Here is a 15750-nt window from a genome sequence, read left to right on the forward strand (position 1 = left end):
TCCAGCAGGGTAGCCGCCGGTTGGTGCGTACCGACCCGTAGGCTTTCCCCATGCGCGCTCTCCTGGTCGTGAACCACAAGGCCACCACCACCAGTGGCCGGACCAGGGACGTCCTGATCCACGCCCTGCGCAGCGATCTCAAGCTCGACGTGGCCGAGACGCAGTACCGGGGCCACGCGCGCGACCTGGCCCGCCAGGCGGCGGAGGACGGCACGGTCGACCTGGTGGTGGCGCTGGGCGGCGACGGCACCGTCAACGAGGTGGTGAACGGGCTGCTGGCGCACGGCCCGGGCGACAAGGTCCCGCGACTGGCCGTGGTGCCGGGCGGTTCGACCAATGTGTTCGCCCGCGCGCTCGGCCTGCCCAACGATCCGGTGGAGGCCACCGGCGCGCTGTTGCACGCGCTGGAGCGCAAGCAGGAGCGCCCGATCGGGCTCGGCAAGGCGATGACCGAGGGGCTGCCGGACCGCTGGTTCACCTTCACCGCCGGCCTGGGCTTCGACGCCGGGGTGGTCGGCCGGGTCGAGGAGCAGCGCCGGACCGGGCGCAAGTCCACCCACGCCCTCTACGTCCGCGAGGCGGTCCGGCACTACTTCACCCAGCGTGAGCAGCGCCGCTCGGGCCCGGTCTCCCTTGAGGTTCCGGGCCGCGAGGCCGTTCCGGGCCTGGTCCTGTCGATAGTCAGCAACACCTCGCCGTGGACGTTCCTCGGCAACCGCCCGGTCTACCCCTCACCGCTCGCCTCCTTCGACACGGACCTCGACGTCTTCGGGATCACCCGGATGACGGCGTTCGGTACTGCTCGAACGATCCGTCAGATCCTGCGGTCGCACGGGCCTTCGGGTGACGGGACGCCGCCCGCCGGCCCGTCCGGGAAGCACGTCGTCTCCTATCACGACGTCAGACACTTCACCTTGGTTTCAGAGGAACCGGCCCCGTTCCAGGTCGACGGCGACCATCTTGGAGACAGGAGTCGCGTCAGTTTCACAGGCGTACGGCGGGCACTGCGTGTGATTGTGTGACCGGAAAGGGGGTTCGCCCTTCTTCTCGAACGCACAAGCCCCCTTCACTCCATAGAAGTACTGGCTGTGAGCTAGGCGACACCGAAGAATCAAAAATTCCTCCCCGAAGGGGGTTGTATCCGAGCCCGAGGTTTGCGAACCTCTACATGGCGATCGGGACACATCGCAGCGACGGCAACTCCGGAACCACGGAGCGCCGACCGCGGAGTGCCCCTCGAATCGCCGAATCCCCCCTAGCGCAGACCACCCGGGCCCGGTAGGCCTTTGGTCTCTTTTGCTGTTGCGGGATTCGTGAAAGCGTTCACATTCACAAGCCATCGATTGTGCCGTCGGGCCACCCCCGTCGGCAGGAGGAGTTGGACGACCATGGACTGGCGCCACCGCGCTGTCTGCCGCGAAGAGGACCCGGAGCTGTTCTTCCCGATCGGGAACACCGGTCCTGCTCTGCTGCAGATCGAGGAAGCCAAGGCCGTGTGCCGCCGTTGTCCGGTCATGGAGCAGTGCCTCCAGTGGGCTCTGGAGACCGGCCAGGACGCCGGCGTCTGGGGCGGCATGAGCGAGGACGAGCGTCGTGCGATGAAGCGCCGCGCTGCCCGCAACCGCGCCCGCACCGCCTGATCGCGCTGATCACACGGCGTAGCACCAGCAGTGACCGCAGTACCGATCAACAACCGATCAACACATGATCAAAGGCTTCCCTGCACCTCCTGGTGAAGCCTTCCGCACAAAGGACCTTGCCCCGCTCGGTCCCGCGACACCGGACCCGTCCAGCCACTTGATACTGTTCACTTAGAGCAATATCGTGGAGCTGAGGCGCTCACCGTGTGCAACGCACCGGCGAGGTGTCGCACCACCCAGAGCCCCCGTTCCGGCCGACTCCCCCCGACGGCCGGAACGGGTTGAGAGGCCCTGTCGACCCACCCCCCCCCCGGTCGACAGGGCCTCGTTTCTGTTTCCGCGCCCTGCTGCCGCGTTCCGCCGCCGCGCCGCGCCGTCTCCCGTCGCACCGTCTGCCGCCGCGCCTCACCACACTCCGCCGCACCCCGCTGCGCTGCCTCCCACGCGCCGGCCGCCCCCCCTGCTTCCACGTTCGGCCTCGGTCGCGTCAGGCGCATGGAGTGTTCACCCGGCGCTTCTGCCGAACGCGCGCCCCTGCCGCGCGCCCTCGCGCAACGAATTCTCAGCAGAATCTCAGAGCGGACCGGAGCTCAGCGGACCGGGATCTCCAGGACCACCTTCGTACCGCCGTTCGGACCGGCCACCATGTCGAAGGTGCCGCCGAGCTCCCCGGTGGCCAGCGTCCGGACGATCTGGAGCCCGAGGTTCCCCGCCGTCTGCGGGTCGAACCCCTCCGGCATGCCGCGGCCGTCGTCCTGCACCGTGATCAGCAGGTACTCCTCCGGGCGGGCGCCGCCGTTCCAGCTGTCCGACCAGCCCATCCCCGTCGCCGGGGCCCGGCCACGCAGCGCGCTGATCTCCAGGTTCCCGGAGGCCGTCGGGCCGAAGGCGTGTTCCAGGGCGTTCTGCAGCAGCTCGGTCAGCACCATCGACAGCGGGGTGGCCACCTCGGCGGACAGGATGCCGAAGCTGCCGCTGCGGCGGGTCGCCACCCGGCCGTCCTGGGACAGCTCCATCGCCATCGCCAGCACCCGGTCGGCGATCTCGTCGAAGGCCACCTGCTCGTCCAGCGCCTGGGAGAGCGTCTCGTGCACGATCGCGATCGAGCCGACCCGGCGCACCGCCTCGTCCAGCGCGGCCCGCCCGGACTCGGACTCCATCCGGCGGGACTGCAGCCGCAGCAGGGCCGCGACGGTCTGCAGGTTGTTCTTCACCCGGTGGTGGATCTCCCGGATGGTGGCGTCCTTCGTCATCAGCTCGCGGTCGCGGCGGCGCAGCTCGGTGACGTCGCGGCAGAGCACCAGCGAACCGGTCAGGGTGCCCTTGGGCTTGAGCGGGATCGCCCGGACGGTCACCACTCCCCCCTGCGCCTCCACCTCGGTCTGCCGCGGTGCCCAGCCGCTGGCCACCTTCACCAGCGCCTCGTGGACGGCGGCCCGCGACGGCGGGGCGAGGTCGGCGGTGGTGCGGCCGAGGTGGCTGCCGACCAGGTCGGTGGTGAGGCCCAGGCGGTGATAGGCGGAGAGCGCGTTGGGGCTGGCGTAGGTGACGACACCGTCCGCGTCCAGGCGGATCAGGCCGTCGCCGACCCGGGGGGCGGCGTCCATGTCGACCTGCTCGATACCCGGGAAGGGGAAGCTGCCGGCCGCGATCATCTGGGCCAGGTCCGAGGCGCTCTGCAGGTAGGTGAGCTCCAGCCGGCTGGGGGTGCGGACGGTCAGCAGGTTGGTGTTGCGGGCGATCACCCCGAGCACCTTGCCCTCGCGCCGGACCGGGATCGACTCGACCCGGACCGGGACCTCCTCGCGCCACTCCGGGTCGCCCTCGCGCACGATCCGGCCCTCGTCGAAGGCGGCGTCCAGCAGCGGGCGGCGGCCGCGCGGGACGAGGTGGCCGACCATGTCGTCCTGGTAGGAGGTCGGCCCGGTGTTGGGTCGCATCTGCGCCACGGAGACGTAGCGGATGCCGTCCCAGGTGGGGATCCACAGCACCAGGTCGGCGAAGGAGAGGTCGGAGAGCAGCTGCCACTCCGAGACCAGCATGTGGAGCCATTCCACGTCGGCCCCGGTGAGGGTGGTGTGGCGGCGGACGAGTTCGTTCAACGAGGGCACATGGCGAGGGTATCGCCGCCGGTCCGGGCGGGGCGCGGCGGACCGACGGGCGGACCGACGGGGGCCGGGGCGGGGGTGCCGTCGGGGTGCGGCGGGGGCGCTTCCGGGCACGGACCGGCCGCCGGGAGTTGTTTAGACCAATTTTCGAGAGACCTGGACAACCGAGATTGGTCTAGTCCACAATGAAAGGGCACCAAGGAGAGGCCCCCGCGCAACTGCCCTGACCGCGCGCGGCCTTTCCTCGGTCGGACGCCGCCGAACGAGGACCCCGCACAGTCCTTGATCGTCCCGGTGCCCGACGACAGCTCCGGGCTGCGGTGCCGCATGGGTTGAGGGTCCCGTGTCGGCGCCGTGGCCCGTAGTGCTTTCCGGCCCCGCCCGGCCCCCGACCATCGCGCGCCGCTCACAGGACCGGCCCCCGTCCACAGGCTGTGGACGGGGGCCGGTCCGCGTCCGGGCCGCAGACGGCCGGACTACCGCGTCTCGGTGACCTTGGCCAGCGCGCGCGGGGCGTCCGGGTCCTGGCCGCGCGCGATGGTGACCTCGTACGCCAACTGCTGCAGCGGCAGGATCTCCAGGATCGGCTGCACCTCCTCGGGCACGCCGGCCGGCAGCGCGAAGCCCGCCGAGGCGGCCTCCACCTGTGCCCGCTGGCCGATCACCACCAGGTCCGCGCCGCGGCCGCGCAGCCGGTCCAGGACGGGCTGCAGGGCCTCGCCGCCCTTGCCGTCCGGGACGATCGCGATGACCGGCGAGACGTTGTCCACCATGGCCAGCGGACCGTGCAGCAGGTCCGCGCCGGAGAACGGGCTGGCCGGGATGTAGGTGGTCTCCATCAGCTTCAGCGCCGCCTCCCGGGCGGTCGGGTAGCCGTAGCCGCGCGAGGTGATGACCAGGCGCTGGGCGAAGCGGTAGCGCTCGGCCAGCGCCCGCACCTCGGCCTGCCGGGACAGCACGCCCGCAGCCAGGGCCGGCAGGTCCTCCGCCGCCGAGCCTCCCCCGGCCTTCGGCAGGGGGCGCCCCCATGCCGCCGCGAGGCCCTCGACCAGCAGGTAGAGCGCGAGCAGTTCGGCGGTGTAGGTCTTGGTGGCGGGCAGCGCCTTCTCCGGGCCGGCCAGCACATCGATGTGGAACTCGGAAACCTCGGCCAGCGGCGAGGCGGCGTTGTTGGTGACCGCGAGGGTGATCGCACCGGCCTCGCGGGCGGCCTTGGTCGAGGCCACCAGGTCCGGCGAGCCGCCGGACTGGCTGACGGTGATCACCAGGACGTCGGTGAGGTCCTGCGTGGCGCCGTACGCGGTCGTGGTCGACATCGAGGTCAGGCCGGCCGGCTTGCCGAGCAGGATCTCGATCAGGTACTTGGCGTACAGCGCGGCGTTGTCGGACGTGCCGCGTGCGGTGAGCAGGACGAAGCGCGGCTTGCGGGCGGCGATCTCCGCCGCGATCCCGCGGATCTTCGGGGCACCCTCGTCGAGGATGCGCCGCAGGACGGCCGGCTGCTCGGCCATCTCCGCCGCCATGATCCGGCCGGGGACGGAAACAGTCTGCGGGTCGGACATCTGGGTCTGCCTCCGATGAGATGGTTCGACCCCGCCCGGGCGGCTGCCCGACGGGGACCTCTACGGCGGCGAGTCCGCACACTCGCTGCGGTTCCTTCGTGCCCCGCAATCCTACGGGCGCGCCCCGGCCGGAGCACCTCCGTCCGCCGCTCCCCCGGAGCCGGGGAGCGGCGGACGGACGGGCGGCGGACACACGGCGGACAGGCGGCGGACGGGCGCCGGACGGACGTGGGACGCGACGACGGGGCGCGGGTCAGGACGCCTTGTTGATCAGCTGGTCGATCGCGGCGTCGGCCTCCTTGGTGGCCTGGTCCACCGACTTGCCCTTGAGGATCGCGGTCAGCATGTCCGGGATGATCTTCTGCTTCTCGACCGCTCCCCAGCCGGGCGCCAGCGGGGTGAACCAGGCGTCCGGGACGGCGTTGGCCGCGGCGGCGGTGGACGGCTTGTTCTTCAGCGGGTTCAGCTGGGTGAGGTTGTTCGGCAGGATGTCCTTGTCGGCCAGCGCCTGCTCGGACTTGGTGCTGGTGAACATCCGGATCCAGTCGGTCGCCGGCGCCGCCGACGGGGACTTGGCGGTGACGGCGAGGTCGGAGCCGCCGATGAAGGTCGGCAGCGGCTTGCCGTCCGGGCCGGGCATGGTGGCCACCTTGACGGAGTCCTTGAGGCTCGGGTCGCCGGTGACCGGCGCGGTGACGCTGGCCGCCTCGTAGCCGTTGCCGTAGAAGGAGGCTGCGTGCCCGCGGGACATCGCCTCGTACTGGTTCTGCTCGTTCACCGTCAGGTCGCCCTTGTTGTACTTGCGCACCAGGTCGGCGAAGTGGCCGATGCCCTCCTGGGACTTGGCGTCGTGCAGGGTGCCGTGCCAGTTCCCGGCGCTGTCGAACTTGGCGATGCTGCCGCCGCACGCGGCCACGTAGCTCATCGCCGCGTACCAGTACGGACCGGGCAGGTAGAGCGGGGAGAAGGTCCTGTCCGCCTTGTTCCTGTCCGCGACCTTGTCGAGGGCGGCCGTCAGCTCGGTCTCGGTCTTGGGGAACTCCGCGCTGCCGGTGGCCTGTTGGAAGGCGATGGAGTTGTAGACGGCGACCCGGGAGCCGGCGTAGTAGGGCACGCACCAGAGCTTGTCCTGGTAGGTGCAGGTGTTGGCGAGGGCCTTGATCCAGCTGTCGGAGTTGTCGAAGGTGGTCCGGTCCACCGGGGCCAGCGCGCCGGACAGCACGTACTTCATGGTCTCGGTGTTGCCCAGCTCGACCACGTCGGGGGCGCTGCCCTCGGCGATGGCCTTGTCCAGCTTGGTGACCTTGTCCGCCCAGCCCTGGTAGGAGAGCTTGAGGGCGACGTTCGGGTACTTCGCCGCGAACTCGTCGTTGACCCGCTGGACCAGGTCGGGCCAGTTCTTCTGGGCGTCGTCCATCAGCCAGACCGTGACGGTGCCGGTGGCCGCCTTCGGGTCGGCCGCGGCGCTCCTGCCGTCGCCCGACGGTGCGCCCGACGAGGAACAGGCCGTCAGGCCCGCCGCCAGTGCCATGGTCCCGAGCGCCGAAACGAGCTGACGCTTCTTCACGCCGTCCTCCGAGGGTGTTAGAGCCGTGATGCCCGCCGGCAGCGTGATGGGCGCGCCCGCGGCGGAGAGTCCGGACAGGGGGCGGCGCAGAGCTTCGGGGTGGGCCGATACCACATCCGGCGAGGTTGAAATTCGAACCGGATGACTGGACTCTGGCCTAGACCAAAGGTGGTGTCAACGGCCAAATGCCCCTGCGTCCAAGGACGTTGCAGAGCCGTTGTACCCCGTGGCGATCAGTCGCCGCCCCGTCACCATCGGTGGAACTTAAGGTGGATTTAAGGCCTGCTTGAGGGCGCACGGCCACTTCGCGAATCCGCAGGTCGACGCCGGGGAAACGGAACGAGCCCGCCATGCGACATGCGCATGACGGGCCCGTCGGCCGACGCCTCCCGGACACGGCCGGTGACGTTCCTCCTGTGGTTCAGCCGACCGCTCCCGGCTGCCCGGTGAGCACCTCCACGGCCGCCAGCCCGCAGACCCGGGCGGCGCCGTGGGTGGCGACGTAGAGCGCGCCGACCGGCTCGGACTGGGGCAGCCCCATCTCGACCACGGCGGCGTCCGGGCGAACCGCCACCAGGCGGCCCAGCACGGCGGACATCCACGGGTAGCGGTGCGCGTCGCGGACCACCAGCACCAGGCGACGGCCCTCGGCGTCGGCCACCAGCTCGCCGACCAGGCCGTCCAGCAGCTCCGGGGCCGCCTCGGCGGCCGACACCGCGCGGGTGCGGGTGCCGGGGAAGCGGTCGGCCAGCATGCCGGCCACGCCCCACGGGGTGACGTCGCCGACCGCGATGTTGGGCTCGTCCGAGAACGAGGCCACGTACGGGCGCTCGCTCACCGGGGGCGTCACCAGGCCCGGCGCCCGGACCACCTTCAGCGCCCGGCGCGCAGCCCGCAGGCCGACCGCCAGGTCCGGCTCCGGCCGCTCGCCCTGGGCCGAGATCCGGCCCCAGCTGCCCAGCGCCCGGACCCGGGCGGCGGCGTCCGCCAGCCGCTCCTCGTCGAGCTTCCCGGCCCGCACGCCCGCCACGATGGCGTCGCGCAGCATCAGCACGGTCTCCTCGTCGGCCAGTCCGCCGCCGACGCAGATCGCGTCCGCGCCGGCCGCCAGGGCCAGCACGGTGCCCTCGCCCATCCCGAAGGTGTCGGCAATGGCGCCCATCTCGATCGCGTCGCTGACGATCAGGCCCTGGTAGCCGAGGCCGCCGTCGGCCGGGGCGGCGCGCAGCAGGTCGCGCAGCACGGTCGGGCTCAGGGTGGCCGGCAGCTCCGGGTCCAGCGCCGGGATCATGATGTGGGCGGTCATCACGGCCTTGGTGCCGGCCGCGATCGCCGCCTGGAACGGGATCAGGTCGCGGGCCCGGAGCACGTCCAGGTCGACGTCGATGACCGGCAGGCCGTGGTGCGAGTCCACCGCGGTGTCGCCGTGACCGGGGAAGTGCTTGGAGCAGGCGGCCACGCCGGCCGACTGCAGGCCCTCGACCCAGGTGGCGGTGTGCCGGGCGCACAGCTCCGGGTCGGCGCCGAAGGAGCGGACGCCGATGACCGGGTTGCGCGGGTTGGAGTTGACGTCCGCGGTGGGCGCCCAGTTGTAGTTGACGCCCGCCGCGGCCAGCGCCCGGCCGAGCTCGCGGGCGACGTCCCGGGTCAGCGCCGGGTCGTCGATCGCGCCGAGCGCGAGGTTGCCGGGCCAGGACGAGCCGGAGCCCGCCTCCAGCCGGGTGACGTCGCCGCTCTCCTCGTCGATGGCGATCAGGAGGTCGGGGTTCTCGGCGCGCAACGCCCGGGTCAGGGCCGAGAGCTGGTCGAGGTCGGCCACGTTGCGGTCGAACAGGGCGACCGAGCCGAGCCCGGCGGCGAGGTGGCGCAGCAGCCACTGCGGCGGCTCGGTGCCGACGAAGCCGGGCTGCAGGACGGTCAGGGCGTCGCGGTGCAGCTGGTCGCTGTCCGGCACGGTGGGAACGAGGATGCTCACGGTGACTCAGCCCTTCACGGCGCCGTCGGTGAGACCGCCGACGGCCTTGCGCTGCAGGAAGATGAACAGGATCAGCACGGGGATGGCGAACATCGTGGACGCGGCCATCGTGGCGCCCCAGTCGTTGCCGAAGGCGGTCTTGAAGGACGACAGCCACAGCGGGAGGGTCTTGCCCTCGTCCTTGTTGAGGATCAGGACGAGCGGGAACTCGTTCCAGGCCGTGATGAAGCCGAACAGCGAGGTCGACATCAGGCCCGGGGCCAGCAGCGGGAAGATCACCTTCACGAAGGCCTGGGTGCGGGTGCAGCCGTCCACCATGGCCGACTCCTCCAGTTCCTTCGGCACGGCGGCGATGAAGCTGCGCAGCGTCCAGATGGTGAAGGGCAGGATCATCATCATGTAGAAGAGGGTCAGCGGCACGAGGCTGTTCAGCAGCTCGTTGTCGCGGGAGATCATGTAGACCGCGATGGTCATGACCTCCCAGGGCGCCATCTGCGCCATCATGACGACCAGCACGAAGCCCTTGCGGCCGCGGAACTTCATCCGGGCGATGGCGAAGGACGCCAGGGTCGCGATCACCAGCGAGAGCAGCACCGCACCGACCGTGACGGTGACGCTGTTGGTGACGTACGTCCAGAAGTTCGGGGCGTCGACCGCGGTGACGAAGTGGTCGAAGGTCCCGTCGAGCGGGACGAAGACCGGCGTCTTGCTGATGATGTCCTGGTCGTGCTTGAAGGACGTCGCGAACATCCAGTAGACGGGGAAGACGAAGAAGACGAACAGGACGACCGCGATCACGTTCGGCCAGGTACGTCCGAAGAGAGAGCGCCTCACAGCTCGTCCTCCTGCTTGATCATGATGCGGAAGTAGTACGCCATCAGCGCGCCCAGCATCAGGATGGTGAGCACGGCGATCGCGGAGCCGACGCCGTAGTGCTGGCCGGAGGAGCCCTCCAGGAAGGCGTGCACCGGCAGGGTGCGGGTCAGCTTCTCGGGGCCGCCGGCGTTGATCGCGTAGATCTGGGTGAAGGACTTGAACACCCAGATGACTTCGAGGAAGGTCGTGGCCAGGAAGAACGGCTTCAGGTTGGGGAAGATCACCGCGCTGAAGATCTTGAGGGAGCCGGCGCCGTCCATCCGGGCGGCCTCGTAGAGCTCCCTCGGGATGGTGGTCAGGCCCGCGTACATGTTGAACGCCACGAACGGGATCGACATCCAGACGATCAGCAGGATGACGACGAAGAAGGTCGTGTACTCGTTGCTGAGCCAGTTGTAGTCGGCCATCGAGTGCCAACCCAGCTGGTCCAGGAACCAGTTGACGACGCCCCACTGCGAGTCGAAGAGCCAGGTGTAGACGGTGGTCGCGGCGACGACCGGCATGGCCCAGGCCATCAGCAGGCCGATCTGCAGCAGCAGCCGCATCTTCTTGCCGAGGTGGTTCAGCAGGAGGCCGACCAGGGTGCCACCGACCATGATGAGCACCACGTTGATCGCGGTGAAGGCGATGGTGCGCCCGGTGACCGACCAGAACTCCGGATCGGTCAGCTGCTCCTTGTAGTTGTCGAAGCCGTTCCACTCGGTGATGTGCATGACCAGCTGGCGCCGGTTGAGGTTCTGGAACGACAGCAGCACGGTCTTCAGCAGCGGCCAGCCCAGCAGGGCGAGCGTCGCCACGGTGGCCGGCAGCAGCAGCAGGTACGGGGCGAGGCGGGCGCCCAGCCCGGGGCCGCCCGCGGATCTGATGCGCTTCGGCGCGGCACCCCCGGGGCCGCCGCCCGTGACGCTCGTCTCGACTCGGGCCGCAACGGCCTCCCCTGGATCGGGGGACTGCGTCTGCACCCGCTCCGAATGCACAGCCATCGTTCTCACTTCCTCACAACCCTGGCCACGACGGACAGGCGTCGCCCACCGGCCCCCCGCCGGGGGCCGGTGAGCGACGCCGCCGGGGCCTGTCGTCGCCCCGCGGGCGGGAGTTCGACGACAGGCCCCGGGTGCTTACTGCTTCTGGTTCAGTCGCTTCGCGATCTCGTCGTCGTACTTCTTGGCCGTGGCGGCGTAGTCGCCGCCCTGCAGGGCGGCGGTCAGGAAGTCCTTGATCGGGTTCGGCTTGTCCTCGACGCTGGCCCAGTTCGGGGTGTTCGGGGTGATCGCGCCGACCGCGGCGGCCGACTGGGCGGCCTTGGCGAAGTCGCCGGTGATCTGGCCGTTCAGGGTGGCCTTGTTCGGGATGCTGCCGGCCGCGGCGACCAGGCCCTCGTTCTTGTCGTTGAGGGCGATCTTCAGGAAGTCCTTCGCCATGTCGGTGTTCTTGCTCTGCGAGGCGATCGCGAGGTTCGAGCCACCGAGGAACACGCCGGAGGGCTTGTCGGCGGTCTTGCCGGGGAGCGGGAAGAAGCCGATCTTGCTCGCCGGCAGGACCTCCTCCTTCGGCAGCTCCCAGCCGAGGCCGATCATGGTGCCGACGTTGCCCGCGCCGAAGACGTCCTTCTGCTGCGGGGTGGCCTCGTCCTTGTCCTTCGGGCCGGTGGCCGAGTAGCCCTGGAGCTTCTTGTAGGTCTCGAAGGCCTTCTGCGCCTCGGGCGAGGACAGGCCGCCGACCCACTTGTCGCCGTCCTTCTTCGCGATCTTGCCGCCCTCGCTGGTCAGCAGACCGAAGTAGACGTACCACTCCTGGCCGGGCATGTAGATCGGGTCGACGACACCCGGGACGGCCTTCAGCTTCTCCAGGTCGGCGTAGAACTCGTCCAGGGTCTTCGGGGCGTCGGTCAGGTTGGCCTTGGCCCACAGGTCCTTGTTGTAGGCGACCACGCGGTTGGTGACGAACCACGGGGCGGCGTACTGCTTGCCGTCCAGGATCGCGGCCTCGTTCTGGTTGGCGGCCCAGTTGTCACCGCCCAGCGCGGACTTGTCCTTGGTGATGTCGAGCAGGCCGCCCGAGGCCGCGTAACCCGCGGTCTGGGTGTTGCCGACCTCCAGCACGTCGACCGAACCCTCGGACAGGGCGGCGGTGACCTTCGGGCCGATGTCGGTCCACTCCTGGGCCTGGAAGTCGACCTTCGAGCCCGGGTAGGTGGTCTCGAACTCCGTCTTGACCGCGTCGGTCCAGCCCTTCGGGGCCGAGCCGGTCATGGTCCACACCTTCAGCGTCTTGCCCTTGTACTTGTCGGCCGCCGAGGCGGACGACGACTTCGAGTCGCCGTCGCTCTTCTTGCCGTCCGAGCCACAAGCCGCCAGGCCGACGACCATTGCTGCGACGCCGACCGCCGCGATGAGCTGACGCTTCACGCCATCCTCCTGAGGGATGCCTGGTTTACCCCCGTCGGGCGGCAGCGGCAGACCCACACAAAGCGGGGGAATCGGCGCCGCGGACCCCTTCGAGCGGGTGGGGGGATTCGTGGTTACCGGCCTAGTGGTGTAGACCAGATGCCTGGAGCTTGGCCTAGACCAATGGGCCTGTCAACGGCTGTTCGACCGATCTCGACCACCCGTTATCAAGCCGACACCGCACATCGTTCATCGCGTGATGAGGTATTCGTTCCGTAGCCATACATGCAACGATGTGACCCGTTAACGATGTGGCGGGGTCTGTGAAGGCCTTGCGAGAAGCGGGAGAACAGGTCCGATGAGCAGCGACGGGGGAACCACCGCCCAGGCCGACGACCCCGAGGTGAAGAACCTCCCGACGCAGACCGGCGCCGACCCGACCGCGCGCGTCCCCAAGTACTACGGACTCAAGCGCCACCTGCTCCAGCTCACCGAGACCCAGCCCGCCGGCACCCCGGTCCCACCGGAGCGCGCGCTGGCCGCCCAGTTCGACACCTCGCGCACCACCGTCCGCCAGGCCCTTCAGGAGCTGGTCGTCGAGGGCCGACTGGAGCGCATCCAGGGCAAGGGCACCTTCGTCGCCAAGCCCAAGGTCGCCCAGGCACTGCAGCTCACCTCCTACACCGAGGACATGCGCGCCCAGGGCCTGGAGCCCACCTCCCGGCTGATCGAGATCGGCTACATCACCGCCGACGACCGGCTCGCCCCGCTGCTCGACATCAAGCCGGGCGGCCGCGTGCTGCGGATCGAGCGGCTGCGGCTGGCCAACGGCGACCCGATGGCCATCGAGGTCGCGCACCTGTCCGCCAAGCGCTTCCCCGCGCTGCGACGCAACCTGGCCAAGCACAACTCCCTGTACGCGGCGCTGCGCGAGGTGTACGGGGTCACCGTGGCCGAGGCCGAGGAGACCATCGAGACCACGCTGGCCGACCCGCGCGAGGCCGGGCTGCTCGGCTCCGACCTGGGCCTGCCGATGCTGCAGCTGTCCCGGCACTCCTTCGACGCCGAGGGCGACCCGGTCGAGTGGGTCCGCTCCATCTACCGGGGCGACCGCTACAAGTTCATCACCCGCCTGAAGCGGCCGGAGTAGGCACCCGCTCCCGGAGGGGCGCCCGGCCCGGGCGCACTCCCCCACCGCGCCCCGGGCACCGGCGCGCGCGACCTGCGCGCCGGTGCCCTTCGCGTTCCGTGACGGACTTTCTTCCGAGTCGTCGCGACGGCGCCCCGGCCGCGTCCTGCGGTGGCCCACCCGCGCCCCGCGGAGACGCCGGCCGCGTCCGGCAACGGTGACACCCACCTCCGGCGACCGTCCTGTTCGCGCCCCACGACGGCGGAGATCGGTCGGTCACGTCCGACTGGTGGGAAGTTCCGTCGTTTCCGGTGACATGGATCACCCCATGCTCTAGATTGCGCAGCCGTACTGACTGCCGATCACCGATGGTGCTGCTCGGCGGGCTCGCGGGGGCGTGCGACGCCTCCGGGGCTGCGGCGCCGACGGGGAGAAACCCTCCGGAGCGGAGCCGAAGATGCCGTCTGATCCCGATACCTTCGAAGATGTCATGCCCGAGCCAGCCGGGGCCGCCGTCCCGGCGGTGACCCCCGAGCGGGTGCTGGCCGGTCTCGCCCTGCTCGTGCCGATCGTCGCGATGCTGTGGGTGTCCTCGTACGACAAGGACGACCCGGCGGTGGCCGGGGTGCCGTTCTTCTACTGGTACCAGCTGCTCTGGGTGCCGGTGTCGGCCGTCTTCACCGTCGCCGCCTACCTGCTGATCACCCGGGACGAGAAGGCCCGCAAGGCGGCCCGGAAGGGCGGTGCGCGATGAAGGACGTCAACGTGCCGGCCCTCGTGGTCTTCGTGCTGTTCTTCGCCCTGGTCACGGTGATGGGCTTCCTCGCCTCGCGCTGGCGCCGCGCGGACGACGCGGCGCACCTGGACGAGTGGGGCCTGGGCGGTCGCAACTTCGGGACCTGGGTGACCTGGTTCCTGCTCGGCGGCGACCTCTACACCGCGTACACCTTCGTCGCCGTCCCGGCGGCGGTGTACGCGACCGGCGCGGCCGGCTTCTTCGCGGTGCCGTACACGATCATCGCCTACCCGCTGGTCTTCCTCTTCCTGCCCCGGCTCTGGTCGGTCTCCCGGGTGCACGGCTACGTGACCCCGGCCGACTTCGTGCGCGGCCGGTACGGTTCGCGGCCGCTGTCGCTGGTGATCGCGCTGACCGGGATCCTGGCCACCATGCCGTACATCGCCCTGCAGCTCGTCGGCATCCAGGCGGTGCTGGACGTGCTGGGCGTCGGCGGCGGGGAGAACGCCGGCTGGTTCGTCAAGGACCTCCCGCTGTTCATCGCCTTCGGCGTGCTGGCCGCCTACACCTACTCCTCCGGCCTGCGCGCCCCGGCGCTGATCGCCTTCGTCAAGGACGCCCTCGTCTACATCGTGATCATCGTCGCGGTGATCTACATCCCGATCCGGCTGGGCGGCTACGGGCACGTCTTCGACGCCGCCGCACACAAGTTCAGCGCGCCCGGCGCCAAGGGGTCGATGACCGTCCCGCACGGCAGCCAGTGGACGTACGCCACGCTGGCCCTGGGCTCGGCGATGGCGTTGTTCATGTACCCGCACTCGGTGACCGGCGTGCTGGCCTCCAAGTCCCGCAACACCGTGCGCCGCAACATGGCGATCATGCCGGCGTACTCGCTGATGCTGGGCCTGCTGGCGCTGCTCGGGTTCATGGCGATCGCGGCGGGCGTGGGCAAGGGCGTCAAGGGCTACAACTCCCAGCTCGCGGTGCCGCAGCTGTTCGCGGACATGTTCCCGGACTGGTTCACCGGCGTGGCCTTCGCCGCGATCGGGATCGGCGCGCTGGTGCCGGCCGCGATCATGTCGATCGCGGCGGCCAACCTCTTCACCCGCAACGTCTACAAGGACTGGCTCAAGCCCTCCGCCACCCCCGCCGACGAGACCCGGACCGCCAAGCTGGTCTCGCTGCTGGTGAAGGTCGGCGCGCTGGTGTTCGTCCTCGGCATGGACAAGCAGGCCGCGATCAACCTCCAGCTGCTGGGCGGCCTGTGGATCCTGCAGACCTTCGTGGCGATCGTCGGCGGCCTGTTCACCCGCTGGTTCCACCACTGGGCGCTGTTCGCCGGCTGGGCGGCCGGCATGGTCTACGGCACCTGGAAGGCGTACGGGATCGCCAGCCCCGCCACCAAGCACTTCGGCGGCAACTCGGCCGGGATCCCCGGCATCGGCGAGATCGGCTACATCGGGCTGACCGCGTTCGCGCTCAACCTGGTCGTCGCGGTGGTGCTCACCCTGGTGCTGCGGGCCGTGAAGGCGCCGGAAGGCCCGGACGAGACCAGGCCGTCGGACTACAGCGCCGAGGCCGGCGACGATGAGCTGAAGAACGCGCCGGAGCCCGTAGCGGCGCACTGATTCGCGCGGTACGCGCCCTGTGATCGCGCCGTCTTCTCCGTGAACACTGGAGAGGGCGGCGCGATCATATGTATGAACAGGCGTGCACGCCGGGCACCACCAGACCGGACCGGCAACCGGCCGGAACCTGATCGACCACGGG

The 15750-nt window shown here is 70.1% G+C and carries 12 protein-coding genes; 5 read left to right on the plus strand and 7 right to left on the minus strand.

What is annotated here, in order from left to right:
* The first annotated feature begins 50 nt into the window (after positions 1 to 50).
* Positions 51 to 1022: a diacylglycerol kinase family protein gene (locus AB0D10_RS23205; protein ID WP_360259424.1), complete on the plus strand. Its 972-nt coding sequence runs from the start codon at positions 51 to 53 to the stop codon at positions 1020 to 1022.
* Between the two features lie 366 nt (positions 1023 to 1388).
* Positions 1389 to 1640 (plus strand): WhiB family transcriptional regulator, encoded by a 252-nt coding sequence (locus AB0D10_RS23210; protein WP_014138019.1) that lies wholly within the window; start codon positions 1389 to 1391, stop codon positions 1638 to 1640.
* A 590-nt stretch (positions 1641 to 2230) separates the two neighbouring features.
* Here AB0D10_RS23210 and AB0D10_RS23215 read toward each other — a convergent pair.
* The 7 genes from AB0D10_RS23215 to AB0D10_RS23245 all read right to left on the minus strand — a co-directional run bounded on the left by AB0D10_RS23215 (position 2231) and on the right by AB0D10_RS23245 (position 12136).
* Positions 2231 to 3751: a PAS domain-containing sensor histidine kinase gene (locus tag AB0D10_RS23215; RefSeq protein WP_360259426.1), complete on the minus strand. Its 1521-nt coding sequence runs from the start codon at positions 3749 to 3751 to the stop codon at positions 2231 to 2233.
* A gap of 473 nt (positions 3752 to 4224) precedes the next feature.
* Entirely contained in the window at positions 4225 to 5310 is a 1086-nt protein-coding gene (locus AB0D10_RS23220; RefSeq protein WP_360259429.1) for an SIS domain-containing protein, read from the minus strand.
* 253 nt (positions 5311 to 5563) lie between these two features.
* A complete protein-coding gene (locus AB0D10_RS23225; protein ID WP_360259632.1) occupies positions 5564 to 6841 on the minus strand; it encodes an extracellular solute-binding protein in 1278 nt (425 codons plus the stop codon).
* A gap of 457 nt (positions 6842 to 7298) precedes the next feature.
* Entirely contained in the window at positions 7299 to 8852 is a 1554-nt protein-coding gene (locus AB0D10_RS23230; protein ID WP_360259432.1) for a glycoside hydrolase family 3 protein, read from the minus strand.
* Between the two features lie 6 nt (positions 8853 to 8858).
* Positions 8859 to 9686 carry a carbohydrate ABC transporter permease gene (locus tag AB0D10_RS23235; protein ID WP_360259435.1) on the minus strand — a complete coding sequence of 276 codons (828 nt, stop codon included), beginning with the start codon at positions 9684 to 9686 and terminating at the stop codon, positions 8859 to 8861.
* Positions 9683 to 10711 (minus strand): sugar ABC transporter permease, encoded by a 1029-nt coding sequence (locus AB0D10_RS23240; RefSeq protein WP_360259437.1) that lies wholly within the window; start codon positions 10709 to 10711, stop codon positions 9683 to 9685. Before AB0D10_RS23240 ends, AB0D10_RS23235 begins: the two co-directional genes overlap by 4 nt.
* 135 nt (positions 10712 to 10846) lie before the next feature.
* Positions 10847 to 12136 (minus strand): extracellular solute-binding protein, encoded by a 1290-nt coding sequence (locus AB0D10_RS23245; protein WP_360259439.1) that lies wholly within the window; start codon positions 12134 to 12136, stop codon positions 10847 to 10849.
* 337 nt (positions 12137 to 12473) lie between these two features.
* On the opposite strand from AB0D10_RS23245, the gene AB0D10_RS23250 reads away from it, so the two are divergent.
* The 3 genes from AB0D10_RS23250 to mctP all read left to right on the plus strand — a co-directional run bounded on the left by AB0D10_RS23250 (position 12474) and on the right by mctP (position 15608).
* On the plus strand, positions 12474 to 13265 hold the full coding sequence (locus AB0D10_RS23250; RefSeq protein ID WP_030057964.1) for a GntR family transcriptional regulator: 792 nt from the start codon (positions 12474 to 12476) through the stop codon (positions 13263 to 13265).
* A 469-nt stretch (positions 13266 to 13734) separates the two neighbouring features.
* A complete protein-coding gene (locus AB0D10_RS23255) occupies positions 13735 to 13998 on the plus strand; it encodes a DUF3311 domain-containing protein (protein WP_360259441.1) in 264 nt (87 codons plus the stop codon).
* Entirely contained in the window at positions 13995 to 15608 is a 1614-nt protein-coding gene (mctP, locus tag AB0D10_RS23260) for a monocarboxylate uptake permease MctP (RefSeq protein ID WP_360259443.1), read from the plus strand. Before AB0D10_RS23255 ends, mctP begins: the two co-directional genes overlap by 4 nt.
* The last annotated feature ends 142 nt before the right edge of the window (positions 15609 to 15750 follow it).

The sequence above is a fragment of the Kitasatospora sp. NPDC048545 genome (assembly GCF_040651155.1).
Taxonomy (GTDB): domain Bacteria; phylum Actinomycetota; class Actinomycetes; order Streptomycetales; family Streptomycetaceae; genus Kitasatospora.

Coding starts and splice junctions, on each gene's coding strand:
- AB0D10_RS23205 (WP_360259424.1), top strand. CDS start 51: ATGCGCGCTCTCCTGGTCGTGAACCACAAGGCCACCACCACCAGTGGC.
- AB0D10_RS23210 (WP_014138019.1), top strand. CDS start 1,389: ATGGACTGGCGCCACCGCGCTGTCTGCCGCGAAGAGGACCCGGAGCTG.
- AB0D10_RS23220 (WP_360259429.1), bottom strand. CDS start 5,310: ATGTCCGACCCGCAGACTGTTTCCGTCCCCGGCCGGATCATGGCGGCG.
- AB0D10_RS23225 (WP_360259632.1), bottom strand. CDS start 6,841: ATGGCACTGGCGGCGGGCCTGACGGCCTGTTCCTCGTCGGGCGCACCG.
- AB0D10_RS23240 (WP_360259437.1), bottom strand. CDS start 10,711: ATGGCTGTGCATTCGGAGCGGGTGCAGACGCAGTCCCCCGATCCAGGG.
- AB0D10_RS23250 (WP_030057964.1), top strand. CDS start 12,474: ATGAGCAGCGACGGGGGAACCACCGCCCAGGCCGACGACCCCGAGGTG.
- AB0D10_RS23255 (WP_360259441.1), top strand. CDS start 13,735: ATGCCCGAGCCAGCCGGGGCCGCCGTCCCGGCGGTGACCCCCGAGCGG.
- mctP (WP_360259443.1), top strand. CDS start 13,995: ATGAAGGACGTCAACGTGCCGGCCCTCGTGGTCTTCGTGCTGTTCTTC.